Origin of the sequence: Albidovulum salinarum (assembly GCF_025673475.1) — a bacterium.
GTDB lineage: Bacteria > Pseudomonadota > Alphaproteobacteria > Rhodobacterales > Rhodobacteraceae > Albidovulum > Albidovulum salinarum.
Map to the genome: position 1 here is coordinate 16,867 of NZ_JAOVQO010000001.1, position 16,680 is coordinate 33,546.

General features: G+C 66.3%; 19 protein-coding genes and 1 tRNA gene. 6 read left to right on the forward strand and 14 right to left on the reverse strand.

Annotated features, from left to right (window positions below; all coding sequences use genetic code 11):
* The first annotated feature begins 62 nt into the window (after positions 1–62).
* Positions 63–641, forward strand: coding sequence for an SMC-Scp complex subunit ScpB (gene scpB / locus OEZ60_RS00085; RefSeq protein WP_263332701.1), 579 nt, complete (start codon positions 63–65; stop codon positions 639–641).
* A 54-nt stretch (positions 642–695) separates the two neighbouring features.
* Here the strand turns inward: scpB and OEZ60_RS00090 are convergent, their stop codons facing one another.
* The 8 genes from OEZ60_RS00090 to OEZ60_RS00125 form a co-directional block, all read right to left on the reverse strand.
* Positions 696–1,790 (reverse strand): 2'-deoxycytidine 5'-triphosphate deaminase, encoded by a 1,095-nt coding sequence (locus OEZ60_RS00090; protein ID WP_263331957.1) that lies wholly within the window; start codon positions 1,788–1,790, stop codon positions 696–698.
* Between the two features lie 57 nt (positions 1,791–1,847).
* A tRNA-Pro gene (locus OEZ60_RS00095) sits at positions 1,848–1,925 on the reverse strand.
* Positions 1,926–2,014: 89 nt separating this feature from the next.
* Positions 2,015–2,722 (reverse strand): MerR family transcriptional regulator, encoded by a 708-nt coding sequence (locus OEZ60_RS00100; protein WP_263331961.1) that lies wholly within the window; start codon positions 2,720–2,722, stop codon positions 2,015–2,017.
* A 10-nt stretch (positions 2,723–2,732) separates the two neighbouring features.
* Positions 2,733–3,035 carry an integration host factor subunit alpha gene (gene ihfA, locus OEZ60_RS00105; RefSeq protein ID WP_263331965.1) on the reverse strand — a complete coding sequence of 101 codons (303 nt, stop codon included), beginning with the start codon at positions 3,033–3,035 and terminating at the stop codon, positions 2,733–2,735.
* A gap of 91 nt (positions 3,036–3,126) precedes the next feature.
* On the reverse strand, positions 3,127–4,101 hold the full coding sequence (locus tag OEZ60_RS00110) for a beta-ketoacyl-ACP synthase III (protein WP_263331967.1): 975 nt from the start codon (positions 4,099–4,101) through the stop codon (positions 3,127–3,129).
* Entirely contained in the window at positions 4,098–5,219 is a 1,122-nt protein-coding gene (gene plsX / locus OEZ60_RS00115) for a phosphate acyltransferase PlsX (RefSeq protein WP_263331970.1), read from the reverse strand. Before plsX ends, OEZ60_RS00110 begins: the two co-directional genes overlap by 4 nt.
* A 26-nt stretch (positions 5,220–5,245) precedes the next feature.
* Positions 5,246–5,452, reverse strand: a complete 207-nt coding sequence (rpmF, locus tag OEZ60_RS00120; RefSeq protein ID WP_263331973.1) for a 50S ribosomal protein L32 — start codon at positions 5,450–5,452, stop codon at positions 5,246–5,248.
* A gap of 180 nt (positions 5,453–5,632) precedes the next feature.
* Positions 5,633–6,184 carry a YceD family protein gene (locus OEZ60_RS00125; RefSeq protein WP_263331975.1) on the reverse strand — a complete coding sequence of 184 codons (552 nt, stop codon included), beginning with the start codon at positions 6,182–6,184 and terminating at the stop codon, positions 5,633–5,635.
* Positions 6,185–6,301: 117 nt separating this feature from the next.
* Here OEZ60_RS00125 and OEZ60_RS00130 point away from each other — a divergent pair, with 117 nt between their 5' ends.
* A complete protein-coding gene (locus tag OEZ60_RS00130) occupies positions 6,302–6,763 on the forward strand; it encodes an outer membrane protein assembly factor BamE (protein WP_263331978.1) in 462 nt (153 codons plus the stop codon).
* A 12-nt stretch (positions 6,764–6,775) separates the two neighbouring features.
* Here the strand turns inward: OEZ60_RS00130 and msrB are convergent, their stop codons facing one another.
* A complete protein-coding gene (gene msrB, locus OEZ60_RS00135; protein ID WP_263331981.1) occupies positions 6,776–7,168 on the reverse strand; it encodes a peptide-methionine (R)-S-oxide reductase MsrB in 393 nt (130 codons plus the stop codon).
* Positions 7,169–7,271: 103 nt separating this feature from the next.
* Between msrB and OEZ60_RS00140 the strand changes: the two genes are divergently transcribed.
* On the forward strand, positions 7,272–8,024 hold the full coding sequence (locus tag OEZ60_RS00140) for a GNAT family N-acetyltransferase (protein ID WP_263331983.1): 753 nt from the start codon (positions 7,272–7,274) through the stop codon (positions 8,022–8,024).
* 303 nt (positions 8,025–8,327) lie between these two features.
* Here the strand turns inward: OEZ60_RS00140 and OEZ60_RS00145 are convergent, their stop codons facing one another.
* The 3 genes from OEZ60_RS00145 to OEZ60_RS00155 are packed head-to-tail and all read right to left on the reverse strand — an operon-like array spanning position 8,328 to position 10,562.
* On the reverse strand, positions 8,328–9,287 hold the full coding sequence (locus OEZ60_RS00145; protein WP_263331985.1) for a methyltetrahydrofolate cobalamin methyltransferase: 960 nt from the start codon (positions 9,285–9,287) through the stop codon (positions 8,328–8,330).
* Positions 9,288–9,314: 27 nt separating this feature from the next.
* Positions 9,315–10,238 (reverse strand): methylenetetrahydrofolate reductase, encoded by a 924-nt coding sequence (locus OEZ60_RS00150; protein WP_263331987.1) that lies wholly within the window; start codon positions 10,236–10,238, stop codon positions 9,315–9,317.
* A gap of 27 nt (positions 10,239–10,265) precedes the next feature.
* Positions 10,266–10,562, reverse strand: a complete 297-nt coding sequence (locus OEZ60_RS00155) for a virulence factor (protein ID WP_263331988.1) — start codon at positions 10,560–10,562, stop codon at positions 10,266–10,268.
* Positions 10,563–10,843: 281 nt separating this feature from the next.
* On the opposite strand from OEZ60_RS00155, the gene OEZ60_RS00160 reads away from it, so the two are divergent.
* Together OEZ60_RS00160 and OEZ60_RS00165 are read left to right on the forward strand one after the other, a co-directional pair.
* Positions 10,844–11,956, forward strand: coding sequence for a Ppx/GppA phosphatase family protein (locus OEZ60_RS00160; protein ID WP_263331990.1), 1,113 nt, complete (start codon positions 10,844–10,846; stop codon positions 11,954–11,956).
* Between the two features lie 90 nt (positions 11,957–12,046).
* The gene (locus OEZ60_RS00165) at positions 12,047–12,787 is read left to right on the forward strand and encodes an RlmE family RNA methyltransferase (RefSeq protein ID WP_263331992.1); all 741 of its coding nucleotides are present in this window, start codon (positions 12,047–12,049) and stop codon (positions 12,785–12,787) included.
* Positions 12,788–12,794: 7 nt separating this feature from the next.
* Here the strand turns inward: OEZ60_RS00165 and OEZ60_RS00170 are convergent, their stop codons facing one another.
* Both OEZ60_RS00170 and OEZ60_RS00175 read right to left on the reverse strand, forming a co-directional pair.
* Positions 12,795–13,322 (reverse strand): Hint domain-containing protein, encoded by a 528-nt coding sequence (locus tag OEZ60_RS00170; RefSeq protein ID WP_263331994.1) that lies wholly within the window; start codon positions 13,320–13,322, stop codon positions 12,795–12,797.
* An 826-nt stretch (positions 13,323–14,148) separates the two neighbouring features.
* On the reverse strand, positions 14,149–14,718 hold the full coding sequence (locus OEZ60_RS00175) for a YcbK family protein (RefSeq protein WP_263331996.1): 570 nt from the start codon (positions 14,716–14,718) through the stop codon (positions 14,149–14,151).
* Between the two features lie 298 nt (positions 14,719–15,016).
* Between OEZ60_RS00175 and OEZ60_RS00180 the strand changes: the two genes are divergently transcribed.
* Positions 15,017–16,660 (forward strand): L,D-transpeptidase family protein, encoded by a 1,644-nt coding sequence (locus tag OEZ60_RS00180; protein WP_263331998.1) that lies wholly within the window; start codon positions 15,017–15,019, stop codon positions 16,658–16,660.
* The last annotated feature ends 20 nt before the right edge of the window (positions 16,661–16,680 follow it).

The window sequence follows — 16,680 nt, forward strand, 5'->3', positions numbered from 1 at the left end:
CCGAGACCAGCGCGCCCGAGAAGAGCCTCTTCGAGGCCCCACCCATCGCCGAGCAGGAGCGGATGGTGGAGGCGATCCTCTTCGCATCGACGGACCCGGTGACGGTCGCCGATCTCGCCGCGCGGATGCCGCATGGATCGGACCCGGCGGAGGCGCTCGTCTACCTGCGCAAGCGCTACGAGGGCAGGGGTGTCCGTGTGGTGAAGGTCGGCGATGCCTGGGCGATGCGCACCGCGCCCGATCTCGGCTTCCTGATGCAGAAGGAGACGGTCGAGACCCGCAAGCTCTCGCGCGCGGCGATCGAGACGCTGGCGATCATAGCCTATCACCAGCCCGCCACCCGCGCCGAGATCGAGGAGATCCGCGGCGTCGCGGTGAGCCGCGGCACGGTCGACCAGCTTCTCGAGATGGAGTGGGTCCGTTTCGGCCGCCGGCGGATGACCCCGGGCCGGCCGGTGACCTATGTGGTCACGCAACAATTCCTCGACCATTTCGGGCTGGAATCGGCGCGCGACCTGCCGGGGCTGAAGGAACTCCGCGCCGCCGGCCTTCTCGACAGCCGGCCCCTGCCGGGCACGGTCAGCCTCTCCGACGAGGAAGCCGAGGACCAGGCCGGCCAAAGCGAGCTTTTCGAGGATTGAGCCCGGCCCGGCCGCCGGACCTCGATTTTTCGCCGAAAAATCGGTGCCTGGCGGTCACGCCGCGCGGAAATGCTTGGAGAGTTTCAGCCCCTGGCCCTGATAATTCGAGGCGATGCCGCTGCCATAGAGCCGCGCCGGCCGCGCGGCCATGCGCTCGTAGACGAGCCGGCCCACGACCTGCCCGTGTTCGAGGACGAAGGGGGCCTCGTGGCAACGCACCTCCAGCACCCCGCGCGAGCCCGTGCCGCCGGCCTCGGCCCAACCGAATCCGGGGTCGAAGAAGCCCGCGTAATGGACCCGGAACTCGCCCACCATCGCAAGGTAGGGCGCCATCTCGGCGGCGTAGTCGGGCGGGATCGTCACCGCCTCGCGGCTGACGAGGATGTAGAACGCGCCGGGATCGAGGATGATCCGGCCCTCGGTGGTGCGGACCTCCTCCCAGAAGTCGAGGGGCGCGTAGTGACCGATGAGGTCTAGGTCGATCACCCCGGTATGGGGTTTCGCGCGATAGCCGACGAGGTCGCCTGCCGCGGGCTTGAGATCGACCGAGAACCCGAGCCCCTCGGAGATCACTGCGGTTCCAGAGACGAGGCTCTCGGCGGCGTGCAGCTCCCGCAGTTCGGCGTCGGTCAAAAGCGCCTGGCCATGCCGGAACCGGATCTGGTTGAGCCGCATGCCGGGCCGGACCAGCACGGAAAAGGAGCGCGGGCAGATCTCGGCGTAGAGCGGGCCGTGATAGCCCTCGGGGATGCGGTCGAATTCCTCGCCGCCATCGGTGATCGTGCGGGTCAGGAGGTCAAGCCGGCCGGTCGAGCTCTTGGCATTGGCGACCGCGGTGAGACCGCTGGGCAGCGCCAGGCTTTCGGCCAGAGGCACGACATAGACGCAGCCCTTTTCCAGCACCGCGCCCTGGCTCAGGTCGACGCGGTGCATCTCGAACTCGGCGAGGCGCTCGGCGACGGTGCGGCCCTTGCCGGCGAGGAACGAGGCGCGGACGCGGTAGGCGACGGTGCCGAGGCGGAGATCGAGGCTCGCGGGCTGGACCTGGATTTCCTCGACGGCGGGATCGGCGGCGATCTGGCCTTCCCGGATCATCCCGCGCAGCGCCGCATCGGCCAGGACGCCGGTTCCGCCTGTCTCAACGCTCATCTGCCGTCTCCCGATATGCGAACGCCCACCCCGGCGAAGGGGTGGGCGTTTCGGTGATGGTCGGGCCGGCGAGATTCGAACTCGCGACCTTCCGCCCCCCAGACGGACGCGCTAACCAGGCTGCGCCACGGCCCGACGAAGCGGGGTATAGGCCGATTGCGGGGGCGGGGGCAAGCGCCAAAACGCATGTCGGAACCGGAGCCGAAATCGTTCGCACCGCCCGCTCAGCCCGGCTGTTGCGGATCCAGCGCGGCCAGCCGGTCGTGCAATGTCAGGAGACGGTGGTAGAGCGAGCGCAGCTCGGTGCGCATGGCGCGCGCTTGCGCGTCGTCGACGGTCCGCAGCAGCGCCGCTGTAGTCGGGCGCCCGCCGCCGTTCTCACGCGTGGCCGCGGCGGGTAACGCGGACTGGCGTTCGAGAGCCAGGACATTGCCCGGTGATCCCACGGGCAGGGTCGGGACATCCGCGTGCATCGGCGCTTCGGATGCCAATCCTGCCGGGTCCGGAGCAAGCGGAAACAGGTTGCCCTGCGCCGGGTCGTGACGCGCGGCAACGTCCAACCGGCGCGGCGCCGGAGCCGGGCGCGTCGCAGGGGGCGGAGCGGGCTCGAGCGGCGGGGCCGCGGCCTCCGGTTCCGCCTCGGCTTCAGCGGGCGCGCTCTCGCCGAGTGACAGCGCCGCGACATGGCGTATGCCCGATTCCCTCAGGATCTTCTGGACGCCGCGAATCGTCAGCCCGTCCTCGTGCAGGAGTTTCTTGATCCCGCCGAGCAGCGCGACGTCGTTCGGCCGGTAATAGCGCCGCCCGCCGGCGCGCTTGACCGGCTTCACCTGGGAAAAGCGGCTTTCCCAGAAGCGCAGGACATGGGCCGGCGTGTCCAGAATCTCGGAGACTTCGCTGATCGTGCGAAAGGCCTCGGCCGATTTCTCCATGCCCGCAGCCTCAGCCTTTGTTGCCCGCCGCGACGCGGTCCTTCATCAGATGCGAGGGACGGAAGGTGAGAACACGGCGCGGATGGATCGGCACCTCGTCCCCGGTTTTGGGGTTGCGGCCGACGCGGGCGGCCTTGTCGCGGACCGAGAACGTGCCGAAGGACGAGATCTTCACCGTCTCGCCGGCGACAAGCGCGTCGGACATGTGCTGCAGCACGCCTTCGACAAGCTGGGCGGATTCGTTGCGCGACAGGCCGACCTCGCGGAAGACGGCTTCACTCAGATCCATGCGAGTCAGGGTCTTTTCACTCATGACGGTTCCCCGGTTGTTTGGGGAGGAGGATGAGTGGTTTGAAAACCCAAGTCAATATCAATGGCTTGGGTGCGCCAATTCAAGCGGAAATCTACCAGCGCAGGACGACCGAGCCCCAGGAAAGGCCGCCACCGATCGCTTCGGTGACAAGAAGGTCGCCCTCCTTGATCTGGCCGCGTGCCTTGCCGACCGAAAGCGCGAGCGGAATCGACGCGGCCGAGGTGTTGCCGTGGTCCTGGACGGTCACGACGACTCGCTCCATCGGCACCTGCATCCGGCTTGCCGTCGCCGAGATGATTCTGAGATTCGCCTGGTGCGGCACGATCCAGTCGACATCGGCCGACGAGAGCCCTGCCTTGTCGAGCGCGGTATGCGCGGTCTGCGCCAGCTTCTCGACTGCGTGGCGGAAGACCTGGTTGCCCTGCATCCTGAGATGCCCGGCGGTGCCGGTCGTCGAGACGCCGCCATCGACGTAGAGAAGTTCGCGATGCGTGCCGTCGCTGTTGAGGTCGGTCGCGAGGATGCCGCGATCCGCCGAGGTGCCCGTGCCGGTCGCGGCTTCGAGCACGACCGCCCCGGCGCCGTCGCCGAAGAGCACGCAGGTGGAGCGGTCCTCGAAATCGAGGATCCGGCTGAAGGTCTCGGCACCGACGACGAGCACCCGCCTGGCCTGACCCGACAGAATCAGCGCGTTGGCATTGGCCAGCGCAAAGACGAAGCCCGCGCAGACCGCCTGCACGTCGAAGGCGAAGCCCTTCTTCATGCCGATCTTCTGCTGGATCATCGTCGCGGCCGAGGGAAAGGTGAGGTCGGCGGTCGAGGTGGCGAGGATCACCGCGTCGAGGTCGTCGGCAGTCAGTCCGGCATCTGCCAGCGCCGCGCGGGCGGCATGGGCGCCGAGATCCGACGTGGTTTCGCCCTCTGCGGCGAAATGGCGTCGTTCGATTCCAGTCCGGGTCTTGATCCACTCGTCCGACGTGTCGATCCGGGTTTCGAATTCGGAGTTCGGAACGACGCGCGCAGGCAGATAATGCCCGACACCACGGACCACGGCACGGAGAGTCATTCGGAAGCCCTGTTCTGTTCGAGCGGTTGCGCGGCATCCTGCCCCGCCAGAGCGGCAGAGGCAACCCGCGCCGCGAGCCGGTCCTGGAAGCCGGATTCGGCCAGCCGGAAGGCGAGCTTGATCGCCGCCGAGACACCCGTGGCGTCTGCCGAGCCGTGGGATTTCACGATCGTCCCGTTCAACCCGAGGAAAACGCCGCCGTTTTGGCGGCGTGGGTCGATGCGCTTCCTGAGCCGCTTCAGCGGACCGAGTGCGAGGAGTGCCGCGAAGCGCGACAGGAGCGTTGCGTTGAATTCCTCGCGCAGGAATTCGCCGACAAGCCGCGCGGTGCCCTCGCCGGTCTTCAGCGCGATGTTGCCGGTGAAGCCGTCGGTGACGATCACGTCGACCCGCGTCGATGGCAGATCGCTTCCCTCGACGAAGCCGACATAGTCGAAATTGCCCGTCTCGGTCGCGGCCGCGATCAGGTCCTGCGCCGCCTTGAGCTCGGCCCGGCCCTTGTGCTCCTCGGTGCCGACATTGAGTAGGCCGATCCGTGGCCGCTCGATGCCGAGCCCGTTGCGGGCATAGGATGCGCCCATCAGCGCGTATTGAAGGAGATCAGGGGCATCCGCCTTGATGTCGGCTCCGACGTCGAGCATCAGGTTGAAGCCGCCGGGATTGCGCGAGGGCCAGAGACAGGCGATCGCCGGGCGGTTGACGCCGGGCAGCTTCCTCAGCCGGATCACCGACAGCGCCATCAGCGCGCCGGTATTGCCGCAACTCACCGCGACGGTGGCCTCGTGATTGCGCACGCTCTCGATTGCCGACCACATCGAGGTGCCGGAGCCGTTGCGCATGACCTGTCCGGGCTTGTCGTCCATCGTGACGACGCCTTCGGCATGACGAATAGCGCAGCGGCCCGAGAGTTCGGACCGCTTGGCGACGAGTTGTGCGAGTTCGGGCTCGGGGCCGTGGACGATGAACTCGATTGCCGGGTTCTTCGACGCAGAGTCGGCCATGCCGGCGACCACGGCCGCCGGCCCCCTGTCGCCGCCCATGGCGTCGACGGAAATGACGATCCGCCCCGTGGAACCGGACTGCGGGCTTTCAGGCTGCGGATCGCGCTCTGACAGCATGTCGCTCGTGCTGCCGGGACACGGCCTCAGGCCGCGTCGTCGTCCAGATCGACCTCGGCGGCCTGGGCGATGACTTCGCGGTCGTCATAGTGACCGCAGGCGCCGCAGACGTGGTGCGGGCGCTTCAGTTCGCCACAGTTCGGGCATTCGTTCGGATTCGCAGCGACCAGGGCATCGTGGGCGCGGCGCATGTTGCGGCGGGACCGCGTAACTCGGTTCTGAGGGACAGCCATGTCTCAACCTCGGGCTATTCGTGGGGCAAGGCCCCGGTTTTCCTGCGGTTTCGTCACTGGTTGCCTAGCGCTACCGGGTGCGAACCCAACGTACAAGCGAGGCCGGGAACATACTGGGATTCTGTCCGGGCGCAAGTGTTTTCTGGCATGTTTTCCGCGCCAGGTGCGGCAGTTTTCGGCTTATTCCCCGCCGCCGTTTTTTTTCATCAGATCGGCAAGTCCGGCGAAGGGGCGCCGCTCTTCGTCGGCAAGCGGTTCGGAGCCCGGCGGAGTGACGCTCGTGGTGCCGATCTCGGCGCCCTCGGCGCGCGGGTAGAGCGGCAGCGCGAGAGTCAGCGCCTCGACCATCACGGCCCCCGCATCGATCACCGTGGGCAACGGTTCGGCGGTCTCGTCCTCGGGCATCTCGATTTCCTCGCCGTCGGGTTCGGGCATGTCGGCGAGGTAGCGCCGCTCGACCGTCTCCTCGATCCGCGTCACGACGGGGGCGAGGCTGACCACGCAGGCTTGCGTGACCGTCGCGCCAAGCTCTGCCCTGAGCAGCCAGTCGCGCCGTCCCTGCGGCAGAAGCTCGCCGCGAAACCGGAGCTTGGCGACCGCGACGACACCGATTTCGGCGGCAATGCGCTCGAGCATCTCCGATTCCGGCTTCAGGTCGAACCGTGTCGGTTTGCGGGCCGCGAGATCGGCGACGCGGAGTGGATGGGGAGCGACGGTCGGGTGCGAACTCATGGGGCGGGTCCTCGGCCTGGTCCGGGTGCGCGATGGGGGCGGCTTGGTCCTTGTAGGACCGCCCCGGCATGTTGTAAGGCGGATAGAAGGCTTGAGGCGACAAGGCAAGAGGGCGGTATGGCTTGGCTCGGTTCCGGGATGCGACGCGGCGTGTTCGTGCTGTCGGTCGTGACGCTATCGGCCTGTACGTCGATTTACCAAAATCACGGCTATGTGCCGCGCGACGACGAGCTCGCGAAAGTCGTCGTCGGCGAATCGACGCGCGAGGCGGTGGCCGAAACCGTGGGGCGACCCACCTCGACCGGGCTTCTGACCGGTGCAGCCTGGTACTATGTCGGCAGCCGCTTCCGCCAGTACGGCGTCCGTGCGCCCGAGGAGATCGAGCGCGAGGTCGTGGCCATCAGCTTCGACGAGGCTGGGCTGGTCGAGAACGTCGAGCGTTTCGGGCTCGAGAACGGCCGCGCCGTGGTGATTTCGCGCCGCGTGACGGACAGCAACGTCAAGGGCCTGAGCTTCCTGCGCCAGCTGCTCGGCAACGTCGGCAATATCGACGCGAGCCAGGTTCTCGGCGAGAACTGAGCCGCCGCGACCTCATCTGGGCCGATGGCTCAGGGCGACGCCGTTGATGCAGTAGCGCAGGCCGGTCGGTTCCGGGCCGTCGGGAAAGACATGACCGAGATGGGCTTCGCAGGCCGCGCAATGGACCTCGGTCCGGCTCATGAACCAGCTCCGGTCCTCGGACTCGCCCACCGCGTCGGCGCTGATCGGCTTGTAGAAGCTGGGCCAGCCGGTTCCCGAGTCGAACTTCGCCTCGGCGTCGAACAGCGGACGGTCGCAGCAGACGCAGTGAAAATGCGCGGAACCCTTCGGGAAATCGTCATGGGTGAAAGCGCGTTCGGTCGCCTTCTTGCGGGTCACGCGATAGGCGAGATCCGAGAGAGCGGTCCGCCACTCCTCGTCGGGTTTGCGAATCTTTTCGACCATCGGCGCCTCCCTTTCCGTTATCTTTCCTTCGGGGTTCTCGGCTAAACCAGTAGCGATAGATGTAGGGCGCGCGGACCGCCGCGCCAAGCCGGAGACGGGGCGCATGCTGACATTGCACAGGGGCCGCTACAGGGCGCGGCTCGCGGAGACGCCGGAGGACGTCGCTCGGGCGCAGGAACTGCGCTGGCGGGCCTTCCGCGCTGCGCAGGCGGGCAGCGAGGAGGGTGGGCGCGATCGCGACCGTTTTGACTTCACTTGCCTGCACGTCCTTGTCGAGGAGGCCGCCACGGGCGTGCCGGTAGCGACCTGGCGCCTGCTGCCGTGCGCCGACAGTGGCCAGATCGAGCGGAGCTACACGGCCCAGTTCTACGACCTTGCTCCGCTATCTCGCTTCGCGGGACCTATGGTCGAAATGGGGCGGTTCTGTCTCGCGCCGGACCGTCACGATCCGGATATCTTGCGCATCGCCTGGGGAGCGATGACAGCGTTTGTCGATCGGCACGGAGTCACGATGCTGTTCGGTTGCGCCTCCTTTCCCGGAACCGATGCCAACGCTTATCTCGACGCCTTGGCCTATCTAGGTGCGCGGCATCTCGCGCCTCGACGCTGGCGTCCCGGAACCAGGGCCGCAGAAGTGATTTCGATCGCGCCGGAGGCAGCGACGCCGGAACCCGACACACGGCGGGCGCTGCTGTCGATGCCTCCCTTGCTCCGAAGCTATCTGGCGATGGGAGGTCGGGTAAGCGATCACGCCGTCGCCGACCGCGATCTTGGTACACTGCATGTCTTCATCGGACTCGAGGTTGCGCGGGTTCCTGCGGCTCGCGTGCGCGCGCTCCGGCTGAATGCCGAGTAACGATTGTTCGCCAAAAAAATTGAATCTGCAGATCACGCGCATGCCGCCTTGATTGCAGATGACGATGAGCTGACCGCCACATTCCACGAGGTGAAAGCCGCGGCGGCGGACCTCGACTTCGAACCGGCTCCGGCCGACTTCCCGGTCAATCCAGCGGACATCGCGCCGGACGACGCCTCCCTTGGCTACAGCCTGGGCGGCAACGATCGTGGCGATCCAGTCGTCGGGAGCTCTGGTTCGTGCAACGTCCATGCCCCGGACGATGCCGGGGCATGGTTGAGATTTGATGAAGCCGGATCCGGTTCAGCCGCGGGCGCGGCGGCCGCCACGGCGGCCCGACGCGGCCGAGGACTGCGCCGCCGAGGCTTCGGCGAAGCTCATGCCGCCTTCGACGGCCTCGAGAACCTTCGAGAAGCGGATCCACTCGCCGCCGTTGGCGTCGTGGTTCATCAGGAAGTTAGCGGCGCGGATCGCCTCCATCTCGACCTGGCGGACCGGGTTCATGATCGCCGAGGTCATGCCGGCGCCGATCGCCATCGGCAGGAAGGCGGCGTTGATGCCGTGCCGGTTGGGCAGGCCGAACGAGATGTTCGAGGCGCCGCAGGTGGTGTTCACGCCAAGTTCGTCGCGCAGGCGCTGGACCAGTGCGAAGACCTGGCGGCCGGCGGTCGCCATCGCGCCCACGGGCATCACCAGCGGGTCGACAACGATGTCATGCGCCGGGATGCCGTAATCGGCGGCGCGCTGTACGATCTTCTTGGCCACTTCGAAGCGGACGTTCGGGTCCTCCGAGATGCCGGTGTCGTCGTTCGAGATCGCCACGACCGGCACGTTGTACTTCTTCACGAGCGGCAGCACGAGCTCCAGTCGATCTTCTTCGCCCGTCACCGAGTTCAGGAGCGGACGGCCCTGTGCCGCCGCCAGACCGGCCTCGAGCGCGCCGGGAACCGACGAGTCGATGCAGAGCGGCACGTCAACGAGACCCTGGACGATCTCGATCATCTTCGTCATCAGCGGCGGTTCTGTCTCGTTCGGGTTGGGGTTCGAGTTGTAGACCACGCCCGCGTTCACATCGAGAACCATCGCGCCGCAGGCGACCTGCTCGAGCGCGTCCTTCTCGACGGTCGAGAAGTTGCCGGCCTCGAGCTCGGCCGCGAGCTTCTTGCGCCCGGTGGGGTTGATCCGCTCGCCGATCACGCAGAACGGCTCGTCAAAGCCGATGACGACGGTTTTCGTTTTCGATTCAATGACGGTGCGGGTCATGGTTCACCTTGTCTCTTTGTTATCCGTTCAGGCCTGCGCAGCCGGGACGGCGGATTTGCCGCCGTTCTCGATGGCCCAGGTGGCGTTGGTCTTGATACCGCCCAGCGGGAAGAAGTGCACGGATTCGATTCCGAACTCCGGGTTCGCGGCCTTGTGGGCGGCGAGCTCGGAGATGAACTCGTTCGGCTCGTAGGGCAGCAGGAGCTTGGTCACGTCCATCGCGCGCTTCTGCAGCACCTTGAGCGAGGGGCCGACGCCGCAGGCGATGGCGAACTTGATCATGGTCTGCAGCTTCGCGGGGCCCGCGACGCCGATGTGGACCGGAATGTCGATGCCTTCGGCCTGCAGGCGGTTGACCCATTTGATGACCGGCTTCGCCTCGAAGCAGAACTGGGTGGCCATCGCCAGCTTGGCGTCGGTGCGCTCCTTGAAGGCCTGCTTCCAGCGCAGCGCCTCCATCACGTTCTTGTCCGACCCGTCCGGGTCGATGTCCTTGTTGCCTTCCGGGTGGCCGGCGACATGGAGGCGGTCGAAGCCGTCGAAGAGGCCGGTTTCCATCAGCTGCATCGAGCAGTGGAAGTCGCCATGCGGCTTGGAGATGCCGCCGCCGAGGAGAAGCGCCTGCCTGACGTCGGCCTCGCCCTGGTAGCGGGCGATCCAGTCGGCGAGCGTCGCCTTGTCCTTGATGATCCGCGCCGGGAAGTGCGGCATCACCGGGAAGCCCTCGGCGGCGATGCGCTTGGCGGTCGCGACCATCTCCTCGATCGGCGTGCCGTCGATATGGGCGATGTAGACGCGCGTGCCGTTCGGCAGAAGGTCACGGAAATCCTCGACCTTCTCGGCGGTGCGCGGCATCACCTCGATCGAGTAGCCGTCGAGGAAAGCCTCCACGGCGGCATTGGCGCCCGAGGGCGCGGCGGTTTCCTTGCGGCGGAAATTCAGAAGTGCCATCGCTACCCTCCGGCGGTTAAACGGGCGTTATGCCCAGCCATTATTCTCGATGAGCGCCTTGATGCGCTCCTTGTCGTATTCGGCGTCGATCCGCGCCGCCTCGGCGGCGGCAACGGCCTCGTCCTCGCCCTCGATCGTGACCGGATCGGCCTTGCGCCATTCAGCGAGATAGGCGTCGGTTCCGGCGGCGCCGATCTTCATCGCGCAGCGGTCGATCGCCTGTTCGAAGCGTTCCGGCAGCGGCTTTTTCACGCCGCGACGGCCCTTGCCGACGATGACCTGGGCCGGGATGTCGCGCCAGTAGACGATAGTGACTTCAGCCATGACGAATCCTCTCGTTCGCGCACTCAATACCCTTCGGCAGACGCTGGCCGATGACGTTTTTCGACATTGTGCGGGGCCGGAGCGACCTGTGCCCGGAACGCGAGGTCGCCACGGGGCGGCGGTCACTGCGAAAGCGGCATGCAGACAGCGCGCGGCCGATGCGTCGACGGGCGGGGCGGGAGCGTCAGGGAACAAAATGTCGCAGGCGGGCGGGGGCGTCGCTTGCGCTGCGCTGCGGTGCCGTCTAGATTGAAACCAACAGCATATCGGAGGGCGCGATCATGGCGCCCAGGCGTCCCGGTGGTGCGGGCGCGTTCCCGAAATCGGTCGAGCCGCCCGGCACCCCAAGGCCAGACCCTGCGCAGCTCTATGCGGCGCTGGATCTGGGAACCAACAGCTGCCGCATGCTGATTGCCCAGCCGAAGGGCAGTCAGTTTCATGTGGTCGACAGTTTCTCGAAATCGGTCCAGCTCGGACAGGGGCTGGAAGCTTTCGGGCGTTTGTCGCGCGGGTCGATGGCGCGCACGGTGCAGGCCTTGCAGATCTGCCGCCGCAAGATCGAGCAGCACGAGGTCAAGCGCATGCGGCTCGTCGCGACAGAAGCCTGCCGGCGTGCGAAAAATGCGGCCGAGTTCCTGCGCATGGTACAGCACGAAACCGGCCTGCCGCTGGAGATCATCCAGCCCGAGGAGGAAGCGCGGCTCGCCGTGGTCTCCTGCGCGCCCCTGGTCTCGACCAAGACCGAGCAGCTTCTCGTCGTCGATATTGGCGGGGGTTCGACCGAGCTCGTCTGGATCGACCTGTCCGCCGTGCCGCGCCACGACCGGCCACGGGCGATCATGCGGCTCCATGCCGGTTTCCATCCGCCGGAAAGCCCGTTCCCGGCGGCGAAGGTCGTCGACTGGATCTCGGTGCCGCTCGGGGTCGCGACGCTCAAGGATCAGTTCCACGACGTCGAGGACGACGCCGCGCGCTTCGCGCTGATGAGCTGGTTCTTCGAGGAGAATCTCGCCGATTTCTCGCCCTACAACGCGTCGCAGCCGCGCGAGCGGTTCCAGATCATCGGCACCTCGGGAACGGTGACAACGGTGGCGGCGAGCCATCTCGGCCTGAAGCGCTACGACCGCAACAAGGTCGATGGGCTGCGGATGACCTCGGACCAGATCGACCGGGTGATCCGCGACTACCTGCACCTTGGGCCGGAGGGCCGTCGCAATGATCCGCGGATTGGTCGCGACCGGCATTCGCTGATCATGTCAGGCGCGGCGATCCTTCAGGCGCTGATGCGGATCTGGCCGACCGACCGGCTCTCGGTCGCCGATAGGGGGCTGCGCGAGGGGCTCCTTTATGCCCAGATGTCGGCCGACGGTGTCCTTGAGGACGGGCCGTTCTGAACCATCGGGCCGCCCGCGATTGCCTTGGCGGCGCGTCGTGAGTATTTGAGCCGGGAACAGATGAAGAGGGCCCGTTCGGGGGCGGCGGATATGGCGAAGACACCTTCGGGCAAGACATCGGGGCGCGGGCAACGCGACCTCAGGGTGCGGGTGAAGACCGCCAAAGGGCGGAAGCTGTCGTCGACGCTCTGGCTCGAGCGGCAGCTCAATGATCCCTACGTCCAGCGTGCCAAGAAGGAAGGCTATCGCGGCCGCGCGGCCTACAAGATCCTCGAGCTTGACGACAGGTTCCGCTTCCTCGTGCCCGGCGCTCGGGTCGTCGATCTCGGCTGCGCACCGGGCGGATGGTGCCAGATCGCGGTCGAGCGGGTGAACGCGCTCGGCCAGAAGTCGGGCAAGAAGGTGGGCACGGTGCTGGGCGTCGACCTGCAGGAGGTCGAGCCGATCGCCGGGGCCGAGATCCACCAACTCGACTTCCTGTCCGACGGGGCCGACGCGAAGGTCAAGGAATGGCTTGGCGGGCGCGCCGACGTCGTGATGTCGGACATGGCGGCCGCGGCCTCGGGCCACAAGGGGACAGATCACCTGCGCATCGTGGCGCTGTGCGAGGCGGCCGCCTATTTCGCCTTCGATGTGCTGGAGGAGGGCGGCACTTTCGTTGCCAAGGTGCTTGCCGGCGGCGCGGAGAATGAGCTGCAGGCGCTCTTGAAGCGGGCATTTGCCAAGGTCGCGAACGTCAAGCCACCGGCGAGCCGCGCGGACAGTTCCGAGAAGTTCGTCGTCGCGACCGGTTATCGCGGCCTTCCGGCTGAGTCCGATCAGGACGATTGAGCGCGGCTCAGGGGCTCGTGCTGACGCCGATTCCCTCGATCAGGACCGACACCGGCGCGCCGCAGTGAAAGACGTGGTAGGTCACCAGCGTTTCGGGGCTGCGCATGATGCCCGGACGGTCTGTCAGGTCGCGTGCCATCCGGAAGTCCGGCCGGAACTCGCCGGTGCCGGCATTGATCTTCTGGTGGGGTGAGACACGCAGGTCGGATCGCGGTCGTCCCGGCCCGAGAGCGCCCGCAGGTATCAATACCGGTAACGCGTCTGGATTGGCGCGCAGGAACTCCTCGTCGAGGTGAATTCGGTCGACCCACGCGACATGCGCAAGCGATCCCTGGACCGTGCGCAACGGATCGCGCCGCCGCAAGGCCTCGATTGGCAGGTCGCCGAAGTCCGTAGCGACGCGGGCGTTGCGGCAAAAGCCCGGCAGCGTCCACAGAATCGGCTCGCGAGGGGCGTGTCGGCCCGCCCCCCGCCTGACCGCGCCGGGCGTTCCGGACTTGCCGGAGGCGCTATTGGTCTTTCCGTCGTTATCCATGGTTCACTCGGACCGTTCCTACTCACACTTCCTCCGCCGCTGTTGGCGGAACATGCCGGGGCGAAGCCGCCCGCCCCGGCATGCCGGCACCGAACCTACATGGCCCGGCTTTCGCCGGATCTACTCGTCACAGGGTACTCGGTTCACTCGTTACGCCGCCAGGTGATGCCAAGCCGTGGCGTAACTCAGTTAAAGCCCCCTGAATCGGGCCAGTCTGTGGCGCAATTGTCCCGGAAACACGGGCAAGGCCGGGCGTGGATCCGTGGAGGGTGCCGGCTTTGGGGCGGGGTTGTCTTCGCTGGCACGACAATCGCGCTCCGCACGTTTCGTTCGCCTCGGTCGGCGCCGGGTTCCATCGGAGATTGTTCACTCGCGCAAATGGGGGACTAGTCTATTTAGACAGGTGTAGAATGTGACATTTCTGACAAAATTCACCGTTCCCCCTCGGGAAACACTGAGTTGAGTAGTGTTTTTACGCTACGTCACCCGTTTTGTGCAAAGCGCATTGCGGCTTCCGACGGCTGCCGTCGCGGCGATTCTGGTCGGTCAATGACCGCTTCCGTGCCGACGTCGTCCCCTGATCGGGGCATCGCGTGCGCCTTGTTTGCTCGGCGATTCTGGAGGGCGTTTCGCATGAAGAACGCTCCACGCGCCGCGAATGGCAGCGGAACCGGGCTCCCTCCAGCGACGGGTCGGGGGCAATCCGGCAGTATCCGGTGCTTCGATACAGAAAATGCCGGCATCGCTGCCGGCAGACCCAAACTATCTCAATTCCGTTGCGAGGTATCGAGGGCCCCAAGAGCCTTCGAGCGGGGTGGCCGCGGTCTCAGCTGCCCCAGGTGCGGATCGGCCCGCAGTCCATGTGCACGAAATTGGACCGCGAATACCTGCCGACGCCGCCCGCCTCGCAGGCCGCTGCGGCGCGGTACATCTGCGACACCGAGCGCGACCGCAACCGCAGGTCCGCCGCCTGAGCCTTCATGTGCAAGGAATTGCGGGCGACCCCGCGCGAGGACGAACGCAACAGCGCATTGGTCTTCGCGGTCCGGTAGCCCGACAGCAGCATGTAGGGCTCGCTCACGTCGAGAAGCGCATGCGCGGCCGCAGCGATGTCGACGGTGCGCGGATCGATCTCCTTGGTCTCGTTCGAGCGCCAGTCACGCATGAAATAGGTGATCTCGTTGAGCGCCTCGGGAATGTACTCGCCCTCGATCCAGTAGACCGTGTCGATGCTTTCGCCGGTGCGACCAGAATACATGCGGATGCGGCGGACATCGCCGGCCCCGCGGAGAAAACCGAAAGCATTGGAGCAAGTCGGAGCAGCCACCACGGCTGTCGCCGCAAAGGCTGCAAGAATTCCACGCCGAGTGAAACCCGATACAGAGTGATCTGTCATGACAATCGCCTGTCCCGTAACGTGTCACCGCTTTTTCAGCGGCTTGTTGTCTCAAGTTATCCCCAAGTGCTGCAATCTTATGGCACAGGATGATTCCCGCGCCAACCGGACAAATCGACCGCAGCCGCGAAATGGCCTCGATCGGCGAAAACTTGCTGAGCGAGGAGATAGCGGGCGCCAAGCGAAGATCGCCATCCCGACGTTGCCGAAATGCGACAGGTCGCGACGGACGCCATGCGTCCTGTCCGCAACGTGAATGGACTTGATGGTCGAAATCCCGGACATTCGGGGAACGACAATGGAACAGGACGCAGAGGTTTACATGACGGCGACGGCCTTTCGCCCGGGGATTCTCGGTCTTGTCCATTTCCTGCTCCTTTCACTTTTCGTGCTGCTCCTCGGCGTACCCGATCCGGCGATGGCGAATTCGCTCGCCTATCGCCAGGCCGTGGCGGAGGCTGCCGCGTCGGATCGTGCGCTGGCCGAGTTCTACCGCGAGCGGGACTATCTTCCGCTCTGGACCTCCGGTGCCGATTCCGGACGCAGGGCGGCACTCTTCGGCGCGCTCGACATGGCCGGGGAACACGGTCTGCCGGTCGGGCGCTACGAATCCGACGAGCTGCGCGCCGCATTTGCGGAGCTGCGCTCCGAACGGCAGCGCGGACGGCTCGAAGTCAGGGTGTCCGCCGCATTCCTGCGTTACGCGCGCGACGTGCAGACCGGTTTCGTCGATCCGGTCAGCGTCGACGCGGGAATCGTGCGCGAGGTGCCGAGGCGCGACCCGCTGCAGACATTGCGATCCTTCGCGGCCGCCGATCCGGCCGCTTTCATCAAGGGATTGCCGCCGCAGATGCGGCAATACGGCGAGCTGCGCCGCGCCCGCCTCGATCTCGAGGCGGTGATCGGCCGCGGTGGCTGGGGCGCGACTGTCGCGTCCGATAAGACTCTTCGACCCGGCGACAGCGGGCCATCGGTCGTCGCATTGCGCGACCGTCTGATCAGCATGGGCTATCTGGGGCGCACGGCGACGCAAACGTTCGACGGCACCCTCCAGAAGGCGGTCCAGGGATTTCAGCTTGAACATGGACTCGCGCCGGACGGCGTCGCCGGTCCCGGCACGCTCGCCGAGGTCAATGTCGGCGCCGAGGCGCGGCTGCACGCGGTCCTCGTCGCGATGGAGCGGCTGCGCTGGATGAACGGCATCGAGCTCGGCAAGCGCCACATCTGGGTGAACCTACCGGATTTCACCGCGAAGATCGTCGATGACGGCAAGGTGACCTTCGAATCCGTGACCGTCGTTGGCATGAACGAGGATGGCCGTCGCAGCCCGGAGTTTTCCGACCAGATGGAATTCATGGTCGTCAACCCGACGTGGAACGTGCCGCACTCGATCACGGTCAAGGAATACCTGCCGATGCTGCAAAAGAACCCACGCTCGGTGGGGCATCTCAGGATCACCGACCGGCACGGACGGGTCGTGAACCGCGACGCGACCGACTTCAGCCAGTTCACCGCGAGCAACTTCCCGTTCCGGATGTCGCAGCCGCCGGCGGACGACAATGCGCTTGGCTTGGTGAAGTTCATGTTCCCCAATCCCTGGAACATCTACCTGCATGACACGCCCTCGAAGTCGCTGTTCCAGAAGGAGGCGCGGGCCTTCAGCCACGGCTGCATCCGGCTCGGCAAGCCCTTCGACTTCGCCTATGCGCTGCTCGCGCGGCAGACCGACGATCCCGTAGGCCTGTTCGAGCGGCATCTGAAGACCCGCTCCGAGACGACGATCCACCTGCAGAAGCCGGTGCCGGTGCATCTTGTCTACTTCACCGCCTGGCCCTCGGCGCGCGGCGAGATCGAGTACCGGCGCGACGTCTATGGCCGCGATGCGCGGGTTTTCGACGCGATGCAGGCGGCCGGGCTGGTCTTGCGCGAGGTTCGGGGATAAGCCTGCCACGGGGCCGGATC